This window comes from Micromonospora sp. HUAS YX12 (assembly GCF_040215685.1).
Taxonomy (GTDB): domain Bacteria; phylum Actinomycetota; class Actinomycetes; order Mycobacteriales; family Micromonosporaceae; genus Micromonospora; species Micromonospora tulbaghiae.
In genome coordinates this window covers 4,010,097-4,034,541 of record NZ_CP157974.1, presented here as the reverse complement: position 1 = coordinate 4,034,541, position 24,445 = coordinate 4,010,097, and the positions used below count along the sequence as shown (strand labels likewise).

The window sequence follows — 24,445 nt, the reverse complement described above, 5'->3', positions numbered from 1 at the left end:
CGTCGACTGCCCGCACGTTCGTTGCTTGGCACGTTTGTTGGGTTACGCGTCGTCCTGTGGGGTGGCTGGTGGGTTGCCCGGGTCGGGGTCATGGCCGTCCGGTGGGTCGGCCACGCCGCCGAGTTCGGCGATCGCCGTGCGGTTCCCCGGCGGGCCGGATACGTCCGCGGCGGCCTGCCGGACCGCCGTCGCCTCACCGGCCAGCGCCCGCGGCGGGTTGGTGCGCAGAGTGAACGCGGCGGTTTCGCGGCTGTTGACGACCAGCCGGCACGCCGCCCGGTAGGCGTCCAGATGGGACAGGTCATGCTCGTCGAGCTCAGGCTTCGTGTGCCGAGCCAACTGGTGGGCATCTTCCGGAGCGCAGGAAAAGAACACCTTGTTGCGCGCGTTCGCGGAGATGGCCAGCTGCGTCTCCCGCGGCATCTGCGACAGATTTTGATGGGCCAGGACGAGGCCGAAGTGGTAGCCGCGGGCCTCGGCGAGCATGTCACCGACCGAGCCGGGCAGGTTCAGGAAGTTGTGCGCCTCGTCGATGTAGGCGAAAGAGTCCCGCCGCTGCGGCTCGGGTAGCCGGGCCCGGCCGGTCGCGGTCTGCCAGGCGGAGGCGAGGACGAAGCTGCCCATCAGCCGGGCGGTCTCCTCCCCGATCTGTCCTTTCGGCAGCCGGGCGAGCAGGATCCCGCCGTCGAGGACGCGGCGCATGTCGAAGCTCGACTGTGGTGCGCCGAGGGTGCGGCGGACGAAGTCGCGCAGCAGGAAAGCGCGCAGGCGGGAGAGCACGGGGCCGATGACCTGGGCCCGCAGGGGCGGTGGGGTTGATTCGAACCATTCCCAGTAGCCGCGCAGGCCCTCGGGGTCGTCGAGGTCCTGGGTGAAGGCGTACCGGAACTTCTTGTCGTTGAGCAGCGGCGGGATCAGCGTCAGCGTGGCGTTGGCTTTGCGCATCAGGGTCAAGCACGCCACGCGGAGCGTGTCGTCGATGCGGGGTCCCCAGTGTTTGGCGAAGATCCGCCCGCAAATCGAGACGATGTTGTCGACGACCAGGTCGTGATCGTCGCCCTGCAGGGGGTTGAGGGTGGTGCCTGCGGGCTGGTCGGGGTCGATGATCGTCAGCCGTTTGGCGTGGCTGGTGGGGATCCGGTCGAGCAGGTCGAGGACCAGGTCGCCCTTGGGGTCGATGACGACGACGCCGCGGCGGGCGTGGATGTCGTCGAGGATCATGTTGAGCAGCAGGGTGCTCTTGCCGGAGCCGGTGGAGCCGAGCACGTGCAGGTGCTGGCGGGCGTCGGCGACATTGAGGGCGACGGAGTGGCCACCGACGTCGGCGCGGCCGAGGACTTTCGTGCCGCGTCCGCCGGGGGCGACGGCGACGGGGGCGGGCATCGGCTTGGCGCGGGCCCGGTCCAGGCCCGGCACGGCGATGTCCTGCGGCAGCGCCGCGATCGTGGCCAGCTCGGCGCCGGAGAGCAGGAACCCGCGGCGCAGTATCCGGGCGGCCAGGATCCGGGCCGGATGGTTGATCGACAGCCGGCGTAGGCGGTTGCGGCCGGTCCAGGATCCGAATGCCGACGCGATGCCGTGGGCAAGGGTGACCAGCCGGGCCTCCGGCGGGGTTCCTTCGCGGTGGCCGGCGTGCGCGATGCCGTAGCGGATGGAGACCTCCCACTGGGTGCCGGTGAGCTTGTCGACGCCGGCGCGGCCGTCGCGTTCGCGCTGCGGGTCGCCGCCGGGATGCGGGGTGTGGTGTGCGGCCGGATGCGTGCGCCGGCCCGTGCTGAACAGCTCCACGCCAAGGTCGAGGGCGACCCGCAGCCAGGTGGCGGGGTCGAGCAGGTCGCGCGGCGGCCGGCCGGTGCGCAGGCCCTGCACGCCCCGTCGCAGTCGCCGGATCTGCCGAGCGGTGGCGGGTCGGGCGAGGATCTGCACGCAGGCCGACTCGGCGGCGTGCAGCCCGGACGCGGCGGCGATCAGGGTGCGCATCGGGTCGTTGTCGTGGTCGGTCTGCAGGGGGTACCAGGGCGGCAGGGTGGGGACGAGCGCGCCGCCGACGTCGACCGCGTCTGGCGGGAGCGGCGGGTCGGCGTCGGTGACGGTGCACGCGGCGCCGGGCCAGGCGCCGCGGATCGCGGCCTGGATCGGCCCGGTCCGGGTGGTTCCGGGAACCCAGACGGCGATGGTTAGTTCCCGGCCGCTCCACCGGTACTCGACGGCGATGTGGGCCCGGCCGTCCCGCAGGCGGCGCCGCCAGCCGGTGTGCAGGATTTCGGCGAGGGTGGCCCAGAGGGTGGCGGCGCCGGCGGGGTCGACCTCCGGCGGCGGCGAGACGGTGATCAGCTGCGCGTGCCGGGCCATCCGGCGGTGTCGGCGGCCGGCCAGCACTTTGCGGGCCGCGTAGCCGGCGGCGATGAGCAGGACGGCGACGAGCGCGAGCCAGGGCCGGTCCCGGCACCACCCGCCAGCGGCGGTGACGGTGTCGAGCAGCCATTGCGAGGGGCCGGGCAGCGGCGGCGCCGGCGGTGGGGTCGGGGGTGGTGTGGGCGTGGAAACGAGCGCGGCGTTGAGCGCGACAACGGTGCTGATCACGGCTTTTTTCCCCTCGGAAAGACGAAGGGCCGTGGGCCGCCACTGCTGGCGGCCCACGGCCCTCGGGTGGTGGGCTTAGGTCACGGCCGGTTCAGGCCGTGTCGGTGTGCTGGTGGGTTCACTCGTCGTCGGGCAGTTCCAGGTCTCCGATGCACAGCCGGTGCTCCTTTTTGGAGGCCACGGCCTGGAAACTCACCCTGTGTGTGCCCGACATGAGTAGGCCTTCGCCGCGGCGGGCGCCGAGCAGCGCCCGTGCCTCGCCGGCGGTGAGGCCGAACACGTCGGCGACGATGTCGATCGCCTGGGGCGCCTGGCGTAGCAGGATCTGGGTGGCGGCGTTGGCGATGACGACCTGGCCGAGGTCGGAGCCGAGCAGATCCCCGACGTCCTGGGTGATGACCGCCAGCCCGGCGCGCCGCTTGCGGGCGGACTTCGCGAGGCGGGACAGGAACTTGGCGCCCTCGCCGTCGCGCAGCAGGGTCCAGGCTTCGTCGACGACGACCAGCCGCCTCGGTGTGTGCGCCGACCGGACGGCGGGCGTGTCCACCTCGCGCCAGATCGCGTCCAGCGCGAGGAGCATGCCGGGGGCACGCAGCTCGTCGGCGAGCTGCCTGGTCGACCAGCACACCAGCTGCCCTGACGGGACCGTGGTGGTAGGTCCGTCGAAGAGATCCCGGAAGGAGCCGGTGGTCCACGGCGTCAGCCGCGCGGCGAGGGTGTCGGCGGCTTCGGTGCGCTGGGCGGTGAGCGCGGCGGCGACGTCGCGCAGCAGGGGTGCCTGTCGGCGCCAGGTGTCGGGGTCGTTGGAGATCCCGGCCTGGTCGTAGGCGTCGTTGATCGCCTTATCGAGGGCGGCCCGCTCCGACGGCGGCGGCTGCTGCCCCAAAAGGACGCTGATGAGGGTGTGGAGGAACAGTGCCCGGTAGGTGCGGGCCTGCGGGCGGCGGTCGCCGGGCGGGATGTCGAGGGGGTTGAGCCGTACGCCGCCGGCGCCGAGGGCGATCGTGACGCCGCCGACGGCGTCGGCGAGGCGGATGTACTCGTTGTCGGGGTCGATCACCGCGACGTGCACCGCGTCGGCCAGGCAGCGGAGCACTTCGAGTTTGACAAAGTAGCTCTTGCCGGCGCCGGAGCGGGCGAGAACGACACTGTTGGCGTTGTGTTGCGCCCACCGGTCCCACCAGACGATGCCGTTGCTGTCGGGGTTGAGGCCGTAGAGCATGCCGCCGGTGGCGCCGGGCTCACCGGGCAGCGGCGCCGGCAGATCGGAGGAGGCGAGCGGGAACGCCGACGCGATGGCGTCGGTGTCCATGACCCGGCGCATGCCGAGCCCGTCAGTCGCGAGGGGCAGCGTCGCGGTCCAGCCCTGCATCTGCCGCCAGGTTGCCGGTTGCGTGTCCAGCAGCACGGAGGCGGCGGTGGCCCGCACATGCGCGACCGCCTCGTCGAGCTCGTCGAGGCTGGTGGCGTGCACGCACAGGTACAGGCCGACCCGGAAGAGTTTGCTGTGGCCGCGGGCGATGCGGTCAGCCAGCTCCGCGGCGTCGTCGGCGGCGGCCTCGGTGATCGGGTCGACCAGGCGGCCCTTCTCCGCGTCGGTGCGCCGGTTGGACTCCAACCGCGCTCGCTGCTTGCGCAGCCGGGCGGCGGCGATCTGCGGCGGCAGCGGGTCGATGTAGACGACGACGTCGAGCCGGCCCGGCCAGGCCAGCAGCGGGTCCAACCAGGCCGGTCCGACCTCGGCCGGGTAGCCGGTGACGATCAGCGTGGCCGCGTACCCGTCACCGACCCGCAGGTAGCGGGGCGTGTTCTCGATCGCGGCCGGGCCCACAACGGCCGCGAGCCCGGCCGAATCGGCCGGGCTCGCTTCGGGGCTGGTCGGCTTTCGCCGATTCAGTGGGGGCATGTCAGTCTCCTGGTCCGGTGATGGCCTCGTCGGGCAGGGCACGGGCCCAGGTGACGTCGGCCGGCGTGTACGGGTCGGTGGCGCAGGTCAACACTGCGGCGGCCCGGCCGCCGTCCAGGACGGCGGTCTGCGCCCCGAGCGCGGACAGTGCAGACGCGGCGTGCTCGGCCCGGCGCAGAACCTCGGTGTCGCGGCCCTTGTCGCCGGCGGCGGTGACCGCGACGGTGACGGTGCGCCACAGCGGATCCCGCCGCACCGCGAGGTCGTCGAGAAAGGCGGCGTAGTCGCGGGCGGCGCCGGCCAAGGCCGGGCTGGCGATCGTCTCCGCGCCCTCGGCGATGCGCTGGGCATGGCTGGACAGATCGACCCGCTGGGCGGAGATCACGATCTGCACCGGCCCGGACAGCGAGTTCAACCATCGTCCGTAGCTGCCGATCAGGGCAGCCTGCTCGTCGCCGGTGCGCAGCCAGATGTTCACGGTCGTGCAGGCGACCAGCGCCACCGCGTGAGAGCCGGCATCGATGACACCGGTGTCGCTGATCGCGGTGGCCGGCAGCCGCAGCACCGGCACCGCCGGTGCGGGCGTCTCGGTGGCCGGCGCCCAGGCCGGTGCCGCCGTGGGCCGGCCGGCAGCGGCCGGGGCCATCCGCTTGGGGCTGCGGGTGTGCCGCACCGCCGACAGCAGCCAGGCATCCATGGACAGCCCGTCGCGGCGGCCCAACGCCAACACGATCGCCGCACCGGCAAGCGGGGTGAGGATCGCGATGAGCACCGGCTGCGGCAGCAGCGTCCCCACCGCCCGGAAGATGCCGTAGCCGATCACACCCGCTACGGCGAGGATGGCCAACTGCCGCGCGGTCAACCCGTAGACGATCTTGTCGGGGGTGTCGACGTCGGCAGGAATTCGAGCGTGCGGGGTGACGTCATCACTCGGGCGCATCGTCGTCTCCCCGTGTGGTGCCAGCGGCACGGGCCTTCATCGCCCGGGTGTAGACGTCCACACCGTCGGCGATCTCGGCGGCCGTGTACTGGTGGATCGGCCGACCGGTGGGCCAAGCGACGGCGACGACGGTGGAGGGTTCGTGCGGAGCGTCGAACAGTTCAGTGACCTCGTCGTGAAGGCGCGAGGTGCGGCGATTGGCTGTCATCAGGGTGCCTTTCGAAAGGACGCGCCGGTGCGGGCTTTCATGGCGCGGGTGCAGAGGTCGACGCCGCCCGCGAGTTCGCCGCGGGTGTAGGGGCGTACGGGGCGCCGGTCGGCTAGGCGATGGCGCTCCGGCCGGGACCGGCGCCCGCCGGGCGCGGCAACGGCCGGGACGGTGTATCGGCGGACCGAGGCGTAAGGGACGGCGCGGCGAGCGCGGCGGGGCGAGTGCGGCCCCCGCCGCCTTAGTTCACCGGCCACGGCCGATTGGCCCCACCGGCGCCCGCGCCGCCCACGCCGCCGCCGACGCGGCCGGCTGCCCGAGCGGTGCTGCGGCCGGCGCCGAACGCGCGAGAGATCCCGCGCGTCAACTGCTGCACGAGCACGACCCGCACGATCATGCCCAGCGCGTTCGGCCGGGTCTGCGTGATATAGCGGCGCATCAGTCCGGGGATCGTGACCACGCCCCACAACAGGCAGACGACGATAAGCAGGTTCATGATCGCGGCCGGTTCGCCGCCCGGTATCGGCAGACCCAGCACGCGCAGGTTGCTGTCGGGATTGAGGAAGACTCTCAGCGTGGTGTGCAGGGCGACCGCCTGGATCACGACGATGCCGAGCGTGCCGAGGATCGTGCGCCACCACAGCTTGGCGGCACCTTCGGTCTGCGGCGTGCCGTGCAGAGCCAGGGCGATCGGTGAGATGCCGACGGCAACGACGAGTACACCGAGCCGAATGATCCACTGCACGAGAAGGGTGCCGGTGAGCACCGCGATCAGCAGACCGATGAGCAGCAGCAGGAAGCTGACCGCAGTCGCGCCGGTCTGGCCGCTCAGCGCGCTGACCGTGGTAGCGCGAAGCTGTTGCATCGAACCGGGCGCGGTGATGTCCTGGCTGGTCAACGCGGCCGTCAAGGCGTTGGCCAACCCGATGACGGTGGAGCACAAGGGGATGGCGAAGTTGGCGGCGATCAGGCCGATGACCAGGCGAGGGATCAGCTCGCCTGGCCCGACCTGCGATTGGATAGTGTCGCGGCCCATCACCAGGATGGCCGTCCACAGGAACGCCAGCACGTAGCAGACATTCACGATGCCCAGCGACGTGCTGGCGAACGCGGTAACCTGCGGCAGTTCGGTCACGTCGGGGCTGACGAACGCGGTGACCGACAGCAGCTCCCATAGGGCGTTCAGCGCGCCGATCACGGTCTCGGCGAACCAGGTGAGGATGGGGCCGATGATCTGGTCGGCGAGCCAGCCGCCCATCTCAGCCCCCGATCCAGCCCTGCACGACCGCGAGCAGGATCGGGGCGAGGACCGCCAGGGCGTAGCCGATGAGGGCGTTCTTGAACGCGGAGTTCGCCTTCTCGATCTCGGTCGGGTCGCCACCGGCGGCCAGCCGGCGCAGGCCGCCGATGGTCAGGAACAACGTGGCGACACCGACCAGCAGCCCGATGATCCAGGTTGTGATGTTGCTGATGATGACCGGCAGCGAATTGACGGCCAGGATCTGCGGCCCGGCTGCGTACGCCGGAGCCGCCCCGGTCACGGTCGCCAGGAACACGACCGTGACCGCGGTGATGCGGTAGATGATGCGGCGGAACATGATGGGCACCTCCCGCCCCGCTTGCGGGGCTCGACACGGGTTGAGGTGCGCCACCGGGGGCCGGGGCCGGCCGTGGGAGCGTCGCTCCTTCCAGCCATGAGGTGATCGGGTGCGAACACGGCCACTCAGGCCGGCCGCGCCCCGATCCCCGGGGCGCCGACACCGGCCGCCTCTCGGTCCGATGTCTTGCCCACGAATGCCTGCTGTTGGGTAGCCGACACGACGTCCGCCGTCGCGACGCCACCCAACAGCGACCCAACAGCCCGTCGCTGTTGGGTCGCACCCGCAGCACCGACTCGCTGTTGGGCGGCTGCCAATCGCTGTTGGGTCGCGGCGACCCGTTGTTGGGTCGCGGCACCGCGGCGGCGGCGGGGCCGCAGCGGCACGAACGCAAGGGAACCCTCGCGGATCGCCTCCAACAGGCGACGTTCGGCCTTCAACCGCCACGACGAGGCCAGGCTGGACGTGATGCCGATCCGCGCCGCCGCCTGGGCGAGCGTGGCGTGCTCCAAGCGCGTCGCGGCGATCAGGTTCGCCTCGTCGGCGTCGATGACGCCAGCCGCGACCGCACGCGCGAGTACCAGGTCCGGGTGGTCCCACGGCTGGATCGGCGCGATCGGGCCGGCCGCGTCGGTGTGAATGAGCTGGGCGTCGGAGTCGGCATCGCGTGCCTTGCGGGCGGCGCGCAGGCCAGCGTCGATGAGCCGGCCGACCACCCTGGGCGGCTCCAGGTCGATGCTCTTGAGCCGTTCGACGAACCCGACCAGCAGCTCCGCGTCCAGATCACGGGTGTCGCCGCGCCACCCCGCCGCGAGCATCCCGGCGACGTGCCGCAGGCCCGGCATGGCGATACCCACCGCGGCCACGACCCAGGCCGGACCGTCGCGGCGGGCGCGGGTGACTAGCTCACGCCACACCGCGTCGCGGACCTCGGCACTGGTCTGCGGCGCCAGCAGCAGCGTTCGCAGCCGCTCCAACGGCAAGATCTCATCCGGCAGGCCCTCGAACCCGCGGCCGTCGAATCCGACATGGGTGGGCGGCTGGACCAGCAGAGTGAAGGCACGGCCGGCCGCGGTCAGCGGCGACGACGGCCAGGATCGAGCAGACATGGCATCCCTCGCGAGGCGATCGGCACCGACCCTGACGGCGGTGCGAGACCTCTATCCGCGCACGCCCACCCAACAAGCCAAGATGACGCAAGCTGGGCCGGAACGCTGTTGGGCCTGCTCGGCAGGCATGTCCAGCCAACAGCCAACAGCGGCGCAACTCACGGCGTTGACCGGTCCACGGCCCAACACCGCAGCTCACGGCCCTGTTCGGTGCTGTTGGCCGAGAAGGTCCGCGAGTCGACGAACGTCCCCGGCCCCAGCGCCCACCGGTTCGGTTGCTCCCTCCAACCGGAAGGTGCGGGTGCACCCTGAGCCCGTGCCCCGGGCACGTCTATAGCCCTGACCACACCGCCGGTATCCGAGGCTCAAGCGCATGCCGGCGCGGGCGGGTTTGGCCTGGTCTTCACCGCCTCGACCGGCGGCGTTGTCGTGGTGGTCACGCACGTAGCTCCGCCCGCAGGGCTGATACGAGCGGTCTGGATCGCGGAGTCGCTTCTGCTGGCGATCTCCCTGCTCGACCTGGCAGTCGTCGCGGTCCGCTGGGGCATCTGCCCGATGAACGCGCTGACCTGGACGCGGAGGGCGCCGAAACCGTCGGTGAGTTCAGGGCTCGTGGTGCGAACGCTCGCCGGATCGCTCCTGACGCCGAGCGGGCCCCTGGCCGCCCTACCGTCGCCGCGACGCCCTCGCCGGCCACCGTTCACTACGAGAAGCCGGTTGTTGGCTACCCAACAACGTCGGAACCGCTGTTGGGCAACGTCCAACGCTGTTGGGTCAACGCCGAGAAGCTGTTGGGCGAACCCCTCGAACTGTTGGGCAGTGCCGCCCAACAGAACCGGACGCACTGTTGGGCGCTGTTGGGTACCGGGCTATCGGAATCGGTGGTCTGAGCCGGGCCGCGGAGGCCATTCGTAGGTGCGAACACGGTCAGTCAGCGCGGGAGCTACCCGCACATGGCTGCTCTGCCCAACCTCACGCCGCACGGCGCGGCACGCCCGAACCCCTCCCAGGACGACGCGCCGAAGCATCACGGCGACGCAGTCCTCCTCGGCGGTGATGTCCCGATCGCCGTCTGGCGGCTCGACGACCGCGACGACAACGGACCTGCCCTCACCCCGGGCGGCCGGCTCGCGTCACGCCTGGCACAGCGACTCGTCCTCGTGTACACCCGACGCGGCGACGCGGTCGTCGACTTCGACAGCGACCCACAGCTGGAGCACGCCAGCGCTCACACGTCCCGCTCGTACCTGTCCATCACCAATCCCCGCGAGGTCGCCGACCTCGACGCGCTCACCGACCCCGTCAGCCTCGTCATTCTGCGTTGGCCGCCACGGCAGACAACCCGGACGCCGGTCAGCATCGCCGACCTGTTCGCCGCGTGCCGGCTCATCATGACCGCCGACACCTGCGCGATCGTCGCCGTCAGTTCCGCGGCGCCCGGCGAACCCGGCACGACCTACGCCGAGCGCCTCGGCGAACTCCTGCCTGCTGCCCGCGCCGTCGGCTTGACCCACATCCTGCACATCGTCGCTGTCACGGCCCCCGGCGACGCCGACGGCGACGAGTTCCTCTACTACGCCACCCGGGCCGACGCCGAGGCGGCACGCCAGGGCTGGCCCGCCGGCGACAACGCTCCGAGCTACAGCGCCGACCTCCTGGTCTTCACCAACAGGAGTCGCGATGACTGACCCGCGACACGACACGCGTCAAGCCCGATACCGCTCGCCCCAAACGTCGCCGCCGGCCCGCAGGCGGACGCGTCGGCCACATCGACCCGCTCGCCGTCATCCCGGTAGCTCGCCATGACTGACCGCGACTCGCGACAGGTCGGGGGTGGCGCGTCGCGACCCCCCCCCCCGCCCGCGGCCACAGAGGCGATTCAGCACGAATCGCTGGCTACGTGCCCGCCGCTTCCGGCAAAGGCCGTCCCTCCGCCTGGCGCGACGTCGACGAGCGCCGCTTGAGGTGGGCACCCAGCCGGCCCCGCTGCGACCCCTGCCGGGACTGCCGATCCCCGCGCCGCCGGCGCTTCCTCGATTTCGTCGCCGAGGGCTTCAAGGATTTTGGCCGCCGTCGCCGAGGATTCGTTCGACGTCGCCGTGCCGCGACCGGAGGATCTACCTGGCTCTAGCGAGCAGTGATCATGGGTTGGTCGAGGATGCCGGCGAGGCGCAGGCGTTGCCGGTGGGTGTGGAGAAGGTCGGCGGCTGCGGCGGAGTCGCCGAGGGCGTTCAGTTGGTCGGCGGCGAGCTGCTGGAGCTGCTGGTTGTAGGGGTCGATGCGGATCGCCGCTTGAAGGAGCCGCAGGCGCTCGTGCGGGTCGGTTTGTGCTGCTGCGGCGGTGGTGTGGGCGTCGAGGACCAGGCGGCGTGTTGCCTCACGGGGTGGGTCGATCCACGGCCAGGTGTGGCCGGCGGCGAGGTCGCCGGTGTAGGCGTCCATCACGGTCTGCCAGCTGCCGGGTGCGTCCGTGGTGGCGCTGTGGTGGGCGGCGGCCTGTAGCCGCCACAGGTCCACGGTGGTGCGTGGGTCGAGGTGGTAGCGGTCCTCGGTGTGGACAACCACTTGGTCGGCGCTGGTGGCGCGGATGGTCGAGCGGAGGTCGCTGAGGGTGGTGTAGAGGCGGCCGGTAAGGGTGTGGGCGGGTAGGCCGGGCCAGAGGGCGTGTACGAGTTGCGTGGTGGTGGCGCCGTCGGGGTGCACGGCGAGGAAGACGAGGATTTGCAGGGCGGCGCTGCGGCGGATGGTGACCTCTTTGCTGTCGATGAGCAACGCCGGGCGGCCGAGTACCCGTAGCTGGACCGTGGTCGCTGTGGCCTTGGTGGGCTGCTGCGGTGTGGGCGGTGAGATTCGGCTGGCTTGGCGGGGGATCTTTGCCTGTGCCCGTTCGATCGGTCGGGCTGGCGCGGACGCGGCGGGGTCGGGTGCTGCGGTGGTGGGTTGGACTAGGACGGCGAGTAGGTCGGCTGCGGCGGTGCTGTCGAGGACACACATCCGTGGCCGTGGTTGGCCGGTCTGGTGGTCCACGGTGTGGCCGTGGCGGTCGACGCGCCAGGTGGGTAGTGGTGCTGCGGCGTCGAGGGTGACGACACGGGCGCCCGGGAGGTTCGGCGGTGCTGCCGTCGCGGGGTCGGCGGTCAAGACGAGACTGGGTATAGCGCGGTCGGCTGTGGACGAGGGGCTGGACGCAGGTAGCAGGTCGGCGGCCTGTTCGAGGGTGTCGACGACATGCAGTCCCGGGATGGTGGCGGCAGTCTCGGCGACGCTGGGCAGGAGCCTGGCGAGGGCGTTGCTGGTGACGATCACCGGGGTCGTATCGGTGGGCTCGCGCAGCGCGGTGAGGAGCCGGGTGATGAGGAGACCCCGGGCGGCGTAGTCGGCCCCGTCACCGGCCAGACACACGCCGGCCGGGGGCAGCGGCGCCTGCAGTGCGCCAGTGGTGGCTGCTGGTGGCGACGGTTGGTCGGCGATGGCTGCCTGGACGGCGGTGACGGTGGTGGGCAGGGGTGTCAGCTGGGTGGCGTCGGTGTCGGGTTGGCCGGGTTGGTGGGCGCGACGGCGGCGTAGCCACACCAGGGCCGCGGCGGCGGCGATGTGGTGGGCGGTGTCGTCGGGTAGCCAGCCGCCGGGCACGACCACCCCACCCTGCTCAGTCTGGGCCGGCTCAGACGGGTGCTGCAGTTCGTCGGCGGTGACTGGTGTCGGTGGGTTCGGCGGCTGGGTGGAGGGGGTGTGGGCGGTGGTGAGGGCGGCCGCGCCGGCGATGCTGGTGGCGGCGGCCTGCCATGGGGTGGGTAGCGGCAGGTGGCGTACCCATCGGGCGCCGGCGCGCAGTCGGCGGGCGGCTGTGACGGTGACGGTGTAGGCCATGCCGAGCCACAGCAGCCAGGCCACGGCGATGAGCCCTGTGGTGAGGGTTGCCGGGGTCAGCGGGTCGGTGAGCCAGTCGCGTAGCTGCGCGCTGGTCGGCCAGCCGGGCAGGTGCGCTCGGGTGAGGGTGGCCAGCAGCCACGGCGGTGCCGCCAGGACGGCCAGCACGACGGTAGCGCCTGCGAGTCGCCGGGCCCCGTTCACCGCAGCTCCTCCTCCAGGTCCGTCGGGTGGCATCCGGTTGGTGGGGTCATTGCGGCGGCTGGTGGGGGCGTAGTAGGTGGGTCCACATCTGGCGCAGCCACCAGGTGGTCACGGCGATGGCGTAGATGGCGCCGAGGATCCCGGAGGCGGACCAGGAGACCAGGGCGGCGGTGATGACGGCGAGGGGTGCGCTGAGGATCAGGCGCAGGATCGGCTGGGACACGACGGCCATGACGGTGCCGATGCCCAGGAGCAGGCCTCCGACTCGGCCGGCGAGGTCGATCCAGAGGATCAGGTGGGGCCACCGGTCGGCGGTCAGGCTGTACTGGATGAGCAGCATCCCGGCAGCGGCGGTGAGCACGGATCCGGTGGGGAAGGCGAGCAGTTTCGACCATCCGCCCCCGGGGGTGCGCCATTGCCGGGCGGCGATGAGGGCCATGACGGCGGCGGCGGTGATGGTCGGGGCGATGGGTAGCAGTGTCCAGCGCAGGAAGCCGTTGACGGGGTAGCCGACGTAGAGGCTGCCGACGACGGCGTACATGCCGCTGACGGCGACGCCGAGGGAGGCCGCGGCGAGGATGCCGGTGCCGGTGTGGATGCCGGGGCTGGTCGGGGTGGTGGTGCGGTTGGCGATGGTGGAGGCCAGAACGGTGCCGGCGCTGAGGCAGGCGATGACGGCGAAGACGGCGGCCATTGTCAGCTCGCCCCAGTTGAGGACCGCTTCGCGGTACATGAGGGAGCCGCGCCACTCAGGCGTGAGCAGGAACTGGGAGACCAGGGCGAGGGACGCGAAGCCGGGCAGGGCGATCGCGACGGCACGCCGCACCGGCGGCACCGGCTCCTCGGGCGTGTTGGGTTCGGTGCCGGTGTTGGTGGCGCCTGCGTCGGCGGCGCCTCGGGCTGCGGCCAGGGTGGGCTGGTCGACGAGGCTGGGGGTGATGCCGGCGTCGGTGAGGGTCTGTGCCAGCAGGGGCAGGCGGGCGGTGCCGCCGACGCAGTAGACGCCGGTGAGGTCGCGGGGTGTGAGTTCCGCGGCGGTGATCGCTTCGGTGGTGAGGTGGGCGATCCGGTGCAGGACGGGCTGGGCGGCTTGGTCGAGCAGGCCGGTGTGGAGCACCACGGCCGGCCCGTCGGGGAGGGGCACGGTGACGGCCGGATGGTCGGTCAGGGCGTGTTTGCCGGCGCGGAGGCTGGCCGCCACGGCCCATCGTTGCCCGCCGGTGCCGGGTGCGCTGGTGGTGAGTGTGGTGGTGAGGGCGTCGTCGATGGCGGTGCCGCCGGCGGTCGGGTCGGCGAGGGTGGCGAGGACTTCGAAGCCTGCAGGTCCGCGGCGCAGGACGCTGACTTCGGCGGTGGCGCCGACGTCGCAGACGGCGAGGTAGGCGCCGACGGGCAGCTGCAGGCCGGTGGCGAGCAGGTGCCCGGCGACGGCGATCGGCGCGTCGATCAACTGTGGTGGTGGGAGGCCGGCGCGGTGCGCGGCGTGGCGCATCCAGGTGCGTCGGCGCGGGCCCCAACCTGCCGGGACGACCAGCCGCACGTCGTCGATGCCGGTCCCGGCGACCTGGTGGGCTTGCTCGGCGACGCGGCGCAGGGTCGCGGCGACCAGATCGAGCGGGTCAACGTCGGTGTCGGCGACGGTGAGGCGCTGCTCGGAGGGTTGGCGGGGGTGCGGGATGAACCGGTGCGGTGTGACCGGCGCGGCCCGCCACGCGTGGTGGCCGGTCACGGTGGTGCCGTCCTCGTTCAGGAGGACGGCGCTGGGCAGGGCGGGTTCGCCGTCGAAGAACAGCGGCGTCCAGGTGCCGTCCGGCCATGCCAGTACGGCGGTGGTGTCGGCGCTGCCGTAGTCGATCGCCAGCCGCGCCTGCCCCGATCGCATGGATGTCAGTCAAACATGAAGATCTCATTCACGTCATCCCTGAATCACTCACCGCAACCAACCTTGGCGCCCGGCACGGCACAGTCGTAAACATCGGGACTGACGGTCGACCCTGGTTCCTCTGAGTCGCATGTGGCCACTTGACCTGCAGCGGCATCGTCAACGGCATACCGCACCATCGAACATTCGTTAGGAGGACACCATGCGCGACTCCACCAATCCGATCTCAGCGCACGGACATGCCGTGGCGAGCCGATGGACGCAGGCGGCGTTGTCCTGCGAGCCCGCAGAGCAGGCGCGCGCGGAGGCCGCCGTCCGCCTCGCCTACCGCAGCGCCGGGCATCCCGAGCCGTCGCGGTTCCTGTGGTGCCCCTCTCCCCCGGCCGCACTGCAGCAGGTGCGGCAGCTCCTCGACGACGGGCACCCGTCGCTGGTCGCCTCTGTCCGCCGCGATGCCCTGAACCATGCGCTGACAGCAGCGCGAGCCCCGATCTGGGAGCAGACCAGCGACCACGACCAGTTCACCGCCGTCGGCGAGTTCCACGACTTCATGGAATGGCACGGCTACTACGGCGAGCAGCGCTACGACGGCGTCGAGGCCCGCTACAACCTGATGGAGCACCCGTACCGCTGCAACCCGGTCACCGAGGGCGAGCGGTCCGCGCTCACACCGGTGCTGCAGGCGGTACGGCAGGTGTATCAGCAGGTGCTGGGCCCGATCTGGGCGGCGGTCGACCGCACCCTCACCGGCGGCTACATCATGCAGTCCGCCTGGTTCTGGGGCGACGGGCAGACGATCGTGAAGCGCGACGACGAGGGACGCGCCGTGATCCGTTACTGCCTGAATCCTCGCGACTGGTTCTTCGATCCGGCCTGGAACCTCTTCCCCGACTGGCTTGTGCTCGCTGCGATCGACACCTACCAGCAGGTGCTCGGCACGGCACGCGCCCCGGGGTGGGAGGGGTGCCGTGACGTGGCGGTGGCGGCCGGGCCGTGGTGGCCCTTGTCGGGGGTGGCCGTGATGATGCAACGCCCCACCGTTCTGCGAGTCACCGACGACGGCCTCCTGCACGCCGTCGATGAGCCGGCGGTTGTCTGGCCGGACGGCAGCACCTTGTGTGCCCGTGACGGCGCCGTCGTTCCACCCGGGTGACCGCACAGCCGACGCATCAGCGCCCCGTCCGATTGCGCCTTCGCGCTGGAGGCGGGGTCCCGTGTGGCGACCCCGCCCTCCAGCGCGTCGGCGCCGCCATCCACAGGCGCGCGGGCGGGACGGATGACGAGTGGCTCAGGCGCTGCCGCCCGCCGCTGCTTGTGCGGTCAGGCCCTGAGGCGGTTCCGCGGAGTTAGGAGCTGCAGGTGTTCAGCATGCTCTGCAGGGCGGACTTCTCCGACGACTGCAGGCTCAACCCCCAGTTGTACTTCACGGTGATCCACATCTTGCTGTACGTGCACCGGTACGACGACAGCGGCGGCTGCCACGTCGACGGGTCCTGGTCACCCTTGGCCTGGTTCACGTTGTCCGTCACCGCGATCAGCTGCGGGCGGGTCAGGTCGTTGGCGAAGCTCTGCCGCCGGCTGGTGGTCCAGCCGCTGGCGCCCGAGCGCCACGCCTCGGCCAGGGGCACGACGTGATCGATGTCGACGTCGGAGGCCGCGGACCATGTTGCGCCGTCGTACGGGCTGTACCAGCGGCCCGAGGTCGACGCGCAGCTGCTGTCGGTGACCACGGACGTGCCGTCGCGCTTGAGGACCGTCTCGCGGGTGTTGCAGGCCCCGCTGATGGTGATCCAGTGCGGGAACAGATCCCGGGAGTACCCGCTCGTCGATCCCTCGCTCTTGACCGTCAGAGCGTTGAGCTGCGACTGGGCGCTCGCCTTGGACGGAATACCGGGAGGTGTCGCCGAAGCCACCGAGGCGTCGACGGCGGCCAGGCCGGCGCTGGCGACCATCACGGCCGCTGCGCCGGTCAGGGCACGCCGTGCCACCGCAGATGTGGTGAGTCGTCGGGTGAGTCGCATGAGGGCCTCCTCGGGCATCCGTCGTGGACAGCGACCATCTCGCCCCATCATGTCGATCGACGGTCACCACTGTGAAGAGCAGGGGAGGCTCCCGCGAACACTGATCACAGCCATTCCCTGTCCGCACCACCGGCCCCGGGCGAACTCGCCTGTCCGCTGCCCCGCAGCCGCTCGCGCCTGTCGAGATGGCGACGCACCGGCGATCAGCGACGATCCGACGTCCTAAAGTGCGACTCTCAGGCTGGCACGACACCTGCAATTCCGGGAGCGACGGTGGCCAACAACCTGATCGTCATGACATGGAACGTTGAGAACCTGTTCCCACCCCAGGACACCGACACGTCGGCGGCCGGCACCTACACCGCGAAGCTCACCTACCTCGCCGCTCTGATCGCCGGCACCGGCGCCGACGTCGTCGCCCTTCAAGAGATCGGCAGCCTCCGCGCCGCACAGGACTTGCAAGCTGCCCTCGGTGAGCCCTGGCAGGCCGTCGTGTCCTCCCACCCGGACAGCCGCGGCATCCGCGTCGCCGTCCTCGCCCGCCATCCCCTCACCCAAGAAGCGCAGATCCTCGCACTGCCGCCCTCCGGGCTGCCCGCGGTCCCCGACGTCGACGGCGACACCCTCACCCACATGGGACGCGGAGCGCTTCAAGTACACGTCGACTGCGGCGGCGCCGGGCTGCGCCTGCTGACCGCGCACCTGAAAAGCAAACTGCTCACCTACCCGGGCGGGCGACGCTACCCCCTCAACGAAGACGAACGCGCCCGCGGCGCCGGCTACGCCCTCCTGCGGCGCACCGCCGAAGCCGTCGCCCTCCGCGTACACCTCAACGAAACCCTCGCCGCAGCCGCCGTGAACGGCCAACCCGGCATGCCGACCATCCTCTGCGGCGACCTCAACGACGGCCCCGACGCCATCACCACCGTCCTACTCGAAGGCCCAGCCGACGGAGACGTCAACCGCCCCGACAAAGGCGACGCCGTCCGGCTGTACAACCTCGGACGACGCCTCCCTCCAGCCCGCGCGTACTCCCGCATCTACCAAGGCAACGGCGAGCTCATCGACCACATCCTGGCAACCCGCGACCTCCAACTCCAGCTGAGCAACGTCGACTCCCTCGTCGACGACATCACCTCCATCGGCGCCTCCACCCGCAGCCGACAGAAGACCGTCGTACCAGACCACGCACCGGTTATCGCGCGATTCAACGGACATCGCAACCAGCCGGTTGACCGGCATTCGGCGTTCACGGGATGGCCGACGTGAACCGCTGCCGGTCACGGACAGCCCTCGAGACATTGTCGGTGGACCCCCGACAGCAACTCTGACAAAACTTTGACAAGGTCATCGGACCATAGCCGCCCCCGCTCCCGATAATGAACACCTGGCACTGTTGCTGGTCCCGTAGCGGCCATCGGTCGCACCGCTGCTCGGCGCTGCTCAGTCGGCCGGCGGGTCACAAGCGCGGCTAACGTCGGTACGGACCGTGACAGCGGTGTATGCAGGCATTGGGGGTTGGATGTGTTGGCTAACACCGACGAGAGCAGAAACGCCTGCCACGCGCTCGGCCGTCGGCTCGCCCAGTTAAGGAAGGCTGCCGGTCACACTCAGCATGAACTGGCTCGGCTCGTACAGTACGGGCGCAGTTCGGTGGCGAACACCGAGACCGGCCACCAGCACCCGGACCGCGCCTTCTGGGCGCGCTGCGACAGCGTGCTGCAGGCCGGTGGCATCCTCGTCAGTGAGTACGACCGGATCACGGAGCTAGACCGACGACGACGCCGCTCATCGGCGCTCCAAGAGCTCAAGACCGCGCCGGAGCCCGCGGCGCCGATGGACGCTGGGCACCCCTTCCCTGGAGTGGATAGCGGTGCTGTGCTGTGGGAAGGTGCGGACAGCATCGACGCCCGCCGGCTGGCGCTGAGGTCTTCCACTGATGACAACGTCCGCCTGACGTATTTGGAGAACGAGCTTCGGAAGGCGATCGCTGACAACGAGCGCCTCACCCCTGGAATTCTCGTAGGGCGTCTGCGACCGCTGCGCGCCTATGTCGACCAACTCATGGCCGGCCGGCAGCACCCGCCACAACGGGCCCGTCTCTACGCCGCCGCCGCTCACCTGTCTGGGCTTCTTGGCGCGCTCGCCCTTGACCTCGGCGCGTTCGGTGTGGCGCACGCCTACGCCGCCGAAGCGTTCGACTTGGCCGAAGCTGCCGAGCAGCCCGACGTCCAAGCCTGGGCGCGTGCCACGCAGAGCCTGGTTGCCTTCTACGCCGGTAATTACCATGACGCGCTGGCTTACGCCCAGGATGGCCTGCGTCGTGGCAGCGCCAGCGGGCACCGTATCCGCCTCACGATCAACGGTCTGGCGCGAGCCCTCGCTCATCTCGGCGACCGGTACGGGGTAGACCGCGCTGTCGACGATGCCTTCACCATGCTGTCCAACTACCCGGCTGACTCGCCGGTCAGCGCGAGCCTCACCCTCGGCCCGTACTGTCCGGCAAGAACTGCGGCCAACGCGGCGACTGCTTACCTGGCGCTCGGCCGTACCGCAGGCGTCACCGACCATCTGACCGTCGCTATAACCGCGTTCGACGCCGCAGGCATGGCCGGTCCGCGGGCACTCAGTCGCCTCGATCTGGCCACCGCTCACCTGCACGCCGGCCGTCCCGACCCTGACCAGGCCGCCACGCTCGCGATGGAAGCGCTTACCCTTACCTCGGAGCAGCGTTTCGAATCGGTCCATCAACGCGCCCGGCAGTTCCTCGCCGCCGCCCATCCCTTCGCTCGCCATCCGCGGCTAAGGCAGGTCGCCGACCTGCTGGCCGACCGCCCACGGGCCGGTGTCATCCGAGCCGCCTTACCATCGCTGTCATGAGCAGCCGGGAACTGGCCAACCTGCAACAGCGCTGGACCGCCTACCAGGATCTACCCGAACTCACCGTTCACTGGTACTGGCGCCCAGGCTGGCGAGCCGACCGCCAGTTCTACACCTGGCACCTCACCTTCGAGCACCAACCTGAGCTTCATCGCCTCGTCACCGGCCTGCAACGCCAACTCACTCTGCCCGGGCTGGACTTGGTGCCGCTCGATGGGCTGCACCTGACCATGCAAGGTCTCGGCTTCACCGACGAGGTCACCACTAACGACATCGAGGCGATCGTCGCGGAAACCCAGCAACGCTGCGCCGGCCTGCAGCCGCTAGAGCTGTCACTTGGCCCGGTCGACCCCGATGCCGAAGGGATTGGCTTACTCGTCCGCCCCTGGGACCGCGTCGAACACCTGCGCGCCACCATTCGTGATGCCATCAGCGCGGTATGGCCGGCAGTTCCGGAGGCTGCAGAAGGCTTTCGGCCCCACGTAACTGTCGCTTACAGCGGTTCGCAAGCGCCGACCGGACCAATCTGCGCCCGCCTCGCCGAACTACGTGACCAGCCACCCGCCCGGGTGACTATTCGACAGGCAACGCTGATCGCGCTGCGACGTGAAGACCAGACCTACAACTGGACAACTGTGGCCGTGGCACCCCTCGGCGGATGATGATCATGCTGGGTCTGCGGGGCGTGAGCGCCGAACGGATCGAGCGGGGCGCACGCCCAACCGCTCGACCCGTTGCCTATTAGCCGGCGCTGGTGAGGTGACTGCCGACGGCGGCAGGCGGTGCTGCCCCGAGCAGTTGCGCGGCTGCGTGGAGTTGGCGGTGTATGACCTGGGCGTGGTGGCTGTCGGTATGAGGTTGGTGATGGCCTGCGGCGGCCGTGGTCAGGAACCACCAGGCTGCCCAGAGGCGGTGCCACCCCAAGGCCCACTGTGCGGCCGGTAGGCCACCGCGGTCTGAGTGGGCGTCGGGACTGCCGCCGGTCGCGACGTAGACGCGGATTAGGTGATTGAGCTGGGCCGGGTCTGGGTTTGTGCGGGTGCCGAACCAGGTGGCGAGGTCGAGCAGTCCGGGCCCGGTGAACGCTTTCGCCCAGTCGACCAGGTGGCAGCCGTTGCGGCTGACGTGCAGCGAGGTGGGGTGGAACTCGCCGTGGCACAGCCCGAAGGGCTCTTGTTCGGCGCCGTCGGCGCGCCTGCCCGCCACGGCGGCCAGCCGCCGCAGCAGGTCCTCGATTGTGCTCGTGTTGAGGAAGCGGCCCTGGCGGTGTAGCGCGTCGAGTGCAGCGAGCGCCTGCTCAGGAAGGCGCGCCAGGGTTTGCTGGCCGAACGCGGGCAGCGTGGGCATCGGGGCGATGGCGTGGACCGCGCGGGCGGCGGCTGAGGCCTCGGCCGTGGTGGGTGGGCGGATGGGGTCGCCGAGGTCGTCCATCAGCATGCCCAGCGCCTGCGGACGTAGCGTGTAGCCGTGCAGGTGAGGCACGGCGGCACCGTGCTCGTTGAGGGCTCGCAGCACGGCGGCTTCGCCGGTGAACGGTGATGTGGCGATCTTGCAGATCATGCTGCTGCCGTCGCTCAGGTACAGCCGGTGCACCGTCGACAGCTCCCACTCCTGGATGACCTGCCCACCGACCTTTTCTCGGCCGGCGGCGGTGAGCAGGTCACGGTGAAGCCAGTCGGCCAACGCGGCACCTATAGCGATCATTGTCTGCTCGCCGTCTGGACGCCGGTGGCGGCTCGCTCGAGCAGCGTCAGGGCGGTGTCGAGGCGGGCCGACATCCGGAGCGGCACTCGATGGTGGGCTGCCTGCTGAAAGGCCCGGAAGTGCGGCAGTAGCGCGAGCAGCGCCGGGCGCGTGCGGAGGAAGCGGGTGACATCCCCACTGGCGTGTGCCCGTCGTAGCAGCGACGTCAGCGCGACTGTCTTGTCGGCGGTCGAGGCGAGCAGCACCGGTAGGTCGTCCACGCGGATGGGCGGTTCCGGCATGTCGAGATCCTGGTGCTCGGCCTGCAGAGCGGCGATGATCCGCGGTACCTGCGGGCCGTAGGCGGTGGCGAGGATCTGGTAGATGTCCGGCGTACGGGGCGCGAAGTCGGGGATGTCGTGCAGCAGCGCTGCGGCTATCAGATCAGGGTCCGGGTTTGGTACATGCTCGCCGATGGTTACCGCGACCCGGACGGCGTGGGTCAGTGCGGGGCGGTCGTCGATGGTGTGTCCGGCGCACCATCGTTGGGCGTCGCGTAGGGCGCGGTCGATGGTGGCGGCCCGGGGAGGGGATAAGACGGTCATGGCCTGATACCTCCTGGTTGCCGTAGCATCGGCGTCATGTCGGGGCCGCTACAGCAGTGGTGTGAGCAGACGTGCGTGGTGTGTCCCGCTCAACAGCTCGGGCCCGGCCAGTTCGACGTGGTCGACCGGCCCGGACCCGAGTTTGCCTACGACGCGGACATTGGATGGCGAGTCACCGTCGAGGGTGTCGCGGTGTGTGTACACCCGTATCGCGTCGGGCTTCCGCCGGGCCGCTACGCCTCGCGCGGGGAGCCTGTCCCCGTCCGGGCGTCACGACCGGCGCCGACGCCTGCTTCCCTGGTACTGCCTGCCGACCTGGTGGATCTGGAAGGCTGGCTCGTCGCCGTCCTGCGCGACGCTCCGTCGGAGCAGATCTTCGGTGCCGTCGCCCGCGCCGAGCGCCTCGCCGGCGAAAGGTTCGACCCGAAGCAGGTGGTGGCAGCCATGCGGCGAGTGCTGTCGGTGGAGCTGGCTAACCGGTGACCCCGACGGGCGCGGTCGCGGGGCCTGGCTTCTCGAAGTCGAAGTCGTGGCTGCGTCCGTCGCGCCCCAGGCCTGCGGCCTGGTAGTGAGCGTTGAGTTGGTCCAGCCGGCGGGTCACCTCGGCGGAGTCCAGCCAGTACCGCAGTGGCTGCGGCCCCCAGCCTGCGGCGGCGTAGTACGCGTCGGTCAGGCAGCCGCGCACGTAGGTGAACTCTTCCAACTCCGTGGCGTGCGGGAACGTGACCCCGAGGTCGCGCTGCATCCGGGACATGAGGGTGAACTGGGCCAGCACGGCGTGGATCATCTCGTCGACCGGCGCCGGCACCAGCAGCTCAGCGACTTCCTCGTCGCCACCGGAGAGCTCGAACACCGCGGCCTTGAGCGCCAAGACCCGCATCGCCTCGGTCAGCAGCGGGCCCGCGTCACGGTCCAGGGACCACTGGCTGATCGCCGGGTACCCGGTGAATGTCGCCCAGCAGCTGGAGTACTTCATCGACGAGCTGCGTAGCCGCTCGGACGACGGGTGCTGCGTGATCAGGTCGAGGATCTCGGCGGCTCGGCGACCGACCTCAGCGGGTTCGGGCATGGATTGTGGGGTCATGGCACGTCCTTCCTTGGAGAGCCTTGGGCATAGGCAGGCGTAACCAGCGACGCCGGGACGCCTGTCACCGCTGTCCTCGCGCCAATGGCGCTCACGGTGATGCCTCCATTAATGCAGCGTGCGTGGATGTCGATAACCCACTGCGTCGACCTCTGACAAAGATTCGACATTGCCCGGCCTAGACCACTGTGCGGACGGATGCGGCTTTACGACGCGTCTTCGAGAGGCGCCGGTCGGCGCTGCTCGCTGTTGTAGTCGGCATTCGAATAGGCGCTTGTCGGCGGGTTGTCAGACATGGATGAGGAGGCTTACCGACATTGAGCTCCTTCGCCTTTAGTCACTCTCGTCGCCGGGAACCTCAGCCGTGTCCCGGCCAGGATGCGTCGCGGTCGAGCCGTGACGGCGGGCGCTTTCGTGGGCCGCCGAGGACGGCTCGTCGAGCAGTTTCAGGGAGGAATGCTGGATGTTCGATCAGGGAGAGCTGGAGCGTTACGGCTATCGGCAGGAGTTAAACCGGCAGCTGCGGTTCCGGGACCTGCTGGCCTACGGGCTGGTGTACATGGTGCCGATTGCGCCGATGGCGATCTTTGGCAGCGTGTACGCCGGCTCCGGTGGGATGGTGGCCCTGGCCTACGCGGTCGGTGTGATGGCGTTGGTGTTCACGGCGTATTCCTATGCTCAGATGGTCAAGGCGTTCCCGATGTCGGGCAGCGTCTACAACTACGCGGGTAGGGGCATCAACGCGCCGGTCGGTTTCCTCGCCGGTTGGGTGATCCTGCTCGACTACGTCCTCGTGCCGGGCTTGCTGTATCTGGTGGCGTCGGTGGCGATGCATGCGACGGTGCCGGCGGTGCCGGTGTGGTTGTGGCTGCTGGGGTTCGTCGCGGTGAACACGGTCGTCAACTCGGTCGGCATCCGCATGACCGCGATGGTGACTCGGGTGATGCTCGGCGGCGAATTGATCGTCCTGGCGATCTTCCTGGGCGTCGCCTGCTGGGCTCTCGCCTCGGGCAGGGGCCGGTTCAGCTGGGACGCGTTTTACGACGCCGACACGTTCACCTGGTCGGTGGTGGCGGGGGCGGTGTCGATCGCTGTACTCAGTTTCCTGGGTTTCGACGGCATCAGCATGCTGGCCGAGGAGACCCGGGGCGGCTCTCGGCAGATCGGCCGCGCGATGGCTGCCGTCCTGATCCTGGCGGGGGTGTTGTTCATCGCGCAGACGTGGCTTGCCGCGATGCTCGTCCCCGACCCGGGCGTGCTCCTGGCGCAGGGCGATCCGAAGGGCACTGCCTTCTACGACGCCGCCGCGGTGGCCGGCGGCGGTTGGCTGGCGACGGGGTGCGCGGTGGCGACGGCGATCGCGTGGGGGTTGCCGAACTCGATGGTCGCGCAGGTGGCGACGTCCCGGCTGTTGTACGCGATGGCCCGCGACCGGCAGCTCCCGAGCTTCTTGGCGAAGGTGTCGCTCCGCCGGAACGTGCCGATCAACGCGACCCTGCTCACCGGTGCCGTGTCCCTCACGCTGGGCCTGTACATGGCCACCCGCGCTGACGGGATCACTCTGCTGTCATCGCTGATCAACTTCGGGGCGATGGTCGCGTTCCTGGTCCTGCACGTCTCCGTGGTCGTGCACCACCTCATCCGGCGGCGCAGCGGCAACTGGTGGGCGCACCTGGTCATGCCCGGTATCGGGTTCGTGATCCTGGCCTACGTGGTGGTGAACGCGAACATCGCCGCGCAGCGCCTCGGCCTGGCCTGGCTCGCCCTCGGCGTCGTCATCTTGGCTGGCCTCTACGCCACCGGCCGCCGCCCGTCGCTGTCCGGCCTGGCGCCAGTGCAGCGGTCCGCTCGTGACCTGGAGCGGGTGTGACC

General features: G+C 70.4%; 20 protein-coding genes. 7 read left to right on the top strand and 13 right to left on the bottom strand.

The window, feature by feature from the left end; all coding sequences use genetic code 11:
- Positions 1–42: 42 nt before the first annotated feature.
- From ABIH81_RS19480 to ABIH81_RS19450, 7 genes are all read right to left on the bottom strand, one after another.
- Positions 43–2,583, bottom strand: coding sequence for a type IV secretion system DNA-binding domain-containing protein (locus ABIH81_RS19480; RefSeq protein ID WP_349876324.1), 2,541 nt, complete (start codon positions 2,581–2,583; stop codon positions 43–45).
- Positions 2,584–2,701: 118 nt separating this feature from the next.
- Positions 2,702–4,489: a DUF87 domain-containing protein gene (locus ABIH81_RS19475; protein WP_349876322.1), complete on the bottom strand. Its 1,788-nt coding sequence runs from the start codon at positions 4,487–4,489 to the stop codon at positions 2,702–2,704.
- Between the two features lies 1 nt (position 4,490).
- Complete coding sequence (locus tag ABIH81_RS19470; RefSeq protein WP_349876320.1) at positions 4,491–5,429, bottom strand: PrgI family protein; 939 nt, start codon at positions 5,427–5,429, stop codon at positions 4,491–4,493.
- Positions 5,416–5,637 carry a hypothetical protein gene (locus ABIH81_RS19465; RefSeq protein WP_349876318.1) on the bottom strand — a complete coding sequence of 74 codons (222 nt, stop codon included), beginning with the start codon at positions 5,635–5,637 and terminating at the stop codon, positions 5,416–5,418. Before ABIH81_RS19465 ends, ABIH81_RS19470 begins: the two co-directional genes overlap by 14 nt.
- Before the next feature lie 241 nt (positions 5,638–5,878).
- Positions 5,879–6,895, bottom strand: a complete 1,017-nt coding sequence (locus ABIH81_RS19460; protein ID WP_349876316.1) for a hypothetical protein — start codon at positions 6,893–6,895, stop codon at positions 5,879–5,881.
- A 1-nt stretch (position 6,896) separates the two neighbouring features.
- Positions 6,897–7,235: a pilin gene (locus ABIH81_RS19455; RefSeq protein ID WP_349876315.1), complete on the bottom strand. Its 339-nt coding sequence runs from the start codon at positions 7,233–7,235 to the stop codon at positions 6,897–6,899.
- A gap of 125 nt (positions 7,236–7,360) precedes the next feature.
- Positions 7,361–8,344, bottom strand: a complete 984-nt coding sequence (locus ABIH81_RS19450) for a hypothetical protein (protein WP_349876314.1) — start codon at positions 8,342–8,344, stop codon at positions 7,361–7,363.
- Positions 8,345–9,297: 953 nt separating this feature from the next.
- Here ABIH81_RS19450 and ABIH81_RS19445 point away from each other — a divergent pair.
- Positions 9,298–10,032 (top strand): hypothetical protein, encoded by a 735-nt coding sequence (locus tag ABIH81_RS19445; RefSeq protein WP_349876313.1) that lies wholly within the window; start codon positions 9,298–9,300, stop codon positions 10,030–10,032.
- Positions 10,033–10,471: 439 nt separating this feature from the next.
- Here the strand turns inward: ABIH81_RS19445 and ABIH81_RS19440 are convergent, their stop codons facing one another.
- Positions 10,472–12,418: a hypothetical protein gene (locus ABIH81_RS19440; protein ID WP_349876311.1), complete on the bottom strand. Its 1,947-nt coding sequence runs from the start codon at positions 12,416–12,418 to the stop codon at positions 10,472–10,474.
- Positions 12,419–12,464: 46 nt separating this feature from the next.
- On the bottom strand, positions 12,465–14,300 hold the full coding sequence (locus tag ABIH81_RS19435; RefSeq protein ID WP_349876309.1) for an Hsp70 family protein: 1,836 nt from the start codon (positions 14,298–14,300) through the stop codon (positions 12,465–12,467).
- A gap of 202 nt (positions 14,301–14,502) precedes the next feature.
- On the opposite strand from ABIH81_RS19435, the gene ABIH81_RS19430 reads away from it, so the two are divergent.
- Complete coding sequence (locus tag ABIH81_RS19430; RefSeq protein WP_349876308.1) at positions 14,503–15,453, top strand: DUF6745 domain-containing protein; 951 nt, start codon at positions 14,503–14,505, stop codon at positions 15,451–15,453.
- Positions 15,454–15,646: 193 nt separating this feature from the next.
- Here ABIH81_RS19430 and ABIH81_RS19425 read toward each other — a convergent pair whose 3' ends face one another.
- Positions 15,647–16,321 (bottom strand): HNH endonuclease family protein, encoded by a 675-nt coding sequence (locus tag ABIH81_RS19425; protein WP_349876307.1) that lies wholly within the window; start codon positions 16,319–16,321, stop codon positions 15,647–15,649.
- A gap of 273 nt (positions 16,322–16,594) precedes the next feature.
- On the opposite strand from ABIH81_RS19425, the gene ABIH81_RS19420 reads away from it, so the two are divergent.
- The 3 genes from ABIH81_RS19420 (at position 16,595) to ABIH81_RS19410 (ending at position 19,863) form a co-directional block, all read left to right on the top strand.
- Positions 16,595–17,590 carry an endonuclease/exonuclease/phosphatase family protein gene (locus tag ABIH81_RS19420; protein WP_349876306.1) on the top strand — a complete coding sequence of 332 codons (996 nt, stop codon included), beginning with the start codon at positions 16,595–16,597 and terminating at the stop codon, positions 17,588–17,590.
- 255 nt (positions 17,591–17,845) lie between these two features.
- Positions 17,846–19,201: a helix-turn-helix transcriptional regulator gene (locus ABIH81_RS19415; protein WP_349881159.1), complete on the top strand. Its 1,356-nt coding sequence runs from the start codon at positions 17,846–17,848 to the stop codon at positions 19,199–19,201.
- The gene (locus tag ABIH81_RS19410) at positions 19,198–19,863 is read left to right on the top strand and encodes a 2'-5' RNA ligase family protein (protein ID WP_013477343.1); all 666 of its coding nucleotides are present in this window, start codon (positions 19,198–19,200) and stop codon (positions 19,861–19,863) included. The genes ABIH81_RS19415 and ABIH81_RS19410 overlap by 4 nt, the downstream gene beginning before the upstream one ends.
- Before the next feature lie 79 nt (positions 19,864–19,942).
- Here ABIH81_RS19410 and ABIH81_RS19405 read toward each other — a convergent pair whose 3' ends face one another.
- Together ABIH81_RS19405 and ABIH81_RS19400 are read right to left on the bottom strand one after the other, a co-directional pair.
- On the bottom strand, positions 19,943–20,884 hold the full coding sequence (locus tag ABIH81_RS19405) for a phosphotransferase (protein WP_349876305.1): 942 nt from the start codon (positions 20,882–20,884) through the stop codon (positions 19,943–19,945).
- Positions 20,885–20,901: 17 nt separating this feature from the next.
- Positions 20,902–21,489 (bottom strand): HD domain-containing protein, encoded by a 588-nt coding sequence (locus tag ABIH81_RS19400; protein WP_349876304.1) that lies wholly within the window; start codon positions 21,487–21,489, stop codon positions 20,902–20,904.
- Between the two features lie 36 nt (positions 21,490–21,525).
- On the opposite strand from ABIH81_RS19400, the gene ABIH81_RS19395 reads away from it, so the two are divergent.
- Positions 21,526–21,972, top strand: a complete 447-nt coding sequence (locus ABIH81_RS19395; protein WP_036347152.1) for a hypothetical protein — start codon at positions 21,526–21,528, stop codon at positions 21,970–21,972.
- On the opposite strand, the gene ABIH81_RS19390 is transcribed toward ABIH81_RS19395, so the two are convergent.
- Positions 21,962–22,573, bottom strand: a complete 612-nt coding sequence (locus ABIH81_RS19390; protein WP_013477347.1) for a hypothetical protein — start codon at positions 22,571–22,573, stop codon at positions 21,962–21,964. The two genes, ABIH81_RS19395 and ABIH81_RS19390, sit on opposite strands and share 11 nt — an antisense overlap.
- A gap of 463 nt (positions 22,574–23,036) precedes the next feature.
- Here ABIH81_RS19390 and ABIH81_RS19385 point away from each other — a divergent pair, with 463 nt between their 5' ends.
- The gene (locus ABIH81_RS19385) at positions 23,037–24,443 is read left to right on the top strand and encodes an APC family permease (protein WP_349876303.1); all 1,407 of its coding nucleotides are present in this window, start codon (positions 23,037–23,039) and stop codon (positions 24,441–24,443) included.
- Positions 24,444–24,445: the final 2 nt, after the last annotated feature.

Coding starts and splice junctions, on each gene's coding strand:
- ABIH81_RS19470 (WP_349876320.1), bottom strand. CDS start 5,429: ATGCGCCCGAGTGATGACGTCACCCCGCACGCTCGAATTCCTGCCGAC.
- ABIH81_RS19465 (WP_349876318.1), bottom strand. CDS start 5,637: ATGACAGCCAATCGCCGCACCTCGCGCCTTCACGACGAGGTCACTGAA.
- ABIH81_RS19400 (WP_349876304.1), bottom strand. CDS start 21,489: ATGACCGTCTTATCCCCTCCCCGGGCCGCCACCATCGACCGCGCCCTA.
- ABIH81_RS19445 (WP_349876313.1), top strand. CDS start 9,298: ATGGCTGCTCTGCCCAACCTCACGCCGCACGGCGCGGCACGCCCGAAC.
- ABIH81_RS19460 (WP_349876316.1), bottom strand. CDS start 6,895: ATGGGCGGCTGGCTCGCCGACCAGATCATCGGCCCCATCCTCACCTGG.
- ABIH81_RS19430 (WP_349876308.1), top strand. CDS start 14,503: ATGCGCGACTCCACCAATCCGATCTCAGCGCACGGACATGCCGTGGCG.
- ABIH81_RS19395 (WP_036347152.1), top strand. CDS start 21,526: ATGTCGGGGCCGCTACAGCAGTGGTGTGAGCAGACGTGCGTGGTGTGT.
- ABIH81_RS19410 (WP_013477343.1), top strand. CDS start 19,198: ATGAGCAGCCGGGAACTGGCCAACCTGCAACAGCGCTGGACCGCCTAC.
- ABIH81_RS19390 (WP_013477347.1), bottom strand. CDS start 22,573: ATGACCCCACAATCCATGCCCGAACCCGCTGAGGTCGGTCGCCGAGCC.
- ABIH81_RS19385 (WP_349876303.1), top strand. CDS start 23,037: ATGTTCGATCAGGGAGAGCTGGAGCGTTACGGCTATCGGCAGGAGTTA.
- ABIH81_RS19425 (WP_349876307.1), bottom strand. CDS start 16,321: ATGCGACTCACCCGACGACTCACCACATCTGCGGTGGCACGGCGTGCC.
- ABIH81_RS19435 (WP_349876309.1), bottom strand. CDS start 14,300: ATGCGATCGGGGCAGGCGCGGCTGGCGATCGACTACGGCAGCGCCGAC.
- ABIH81_RS19455 (WP_349876315.1), bottom strand. CDS start 7,235: ATGTTCCGCCGCATCATCTACCGCATCACCGCGGTCACGGTCGTGTTC.
- ABIH81_RS19475 (WP_349876322.1), bottom strand. CDS start 4,489: ATGCCCCCACTGAATCGGCGAAAGCCGACCAGCCCCGAAGCGAGCCCG.
- ABIH81_RS19450 (WP_349876314.1), bottom strand. CDS start 8,344: ATGTCTGCTCGATCCTGGCCGTCGTCGCCGCTGACCGCGGCCGGCCGT.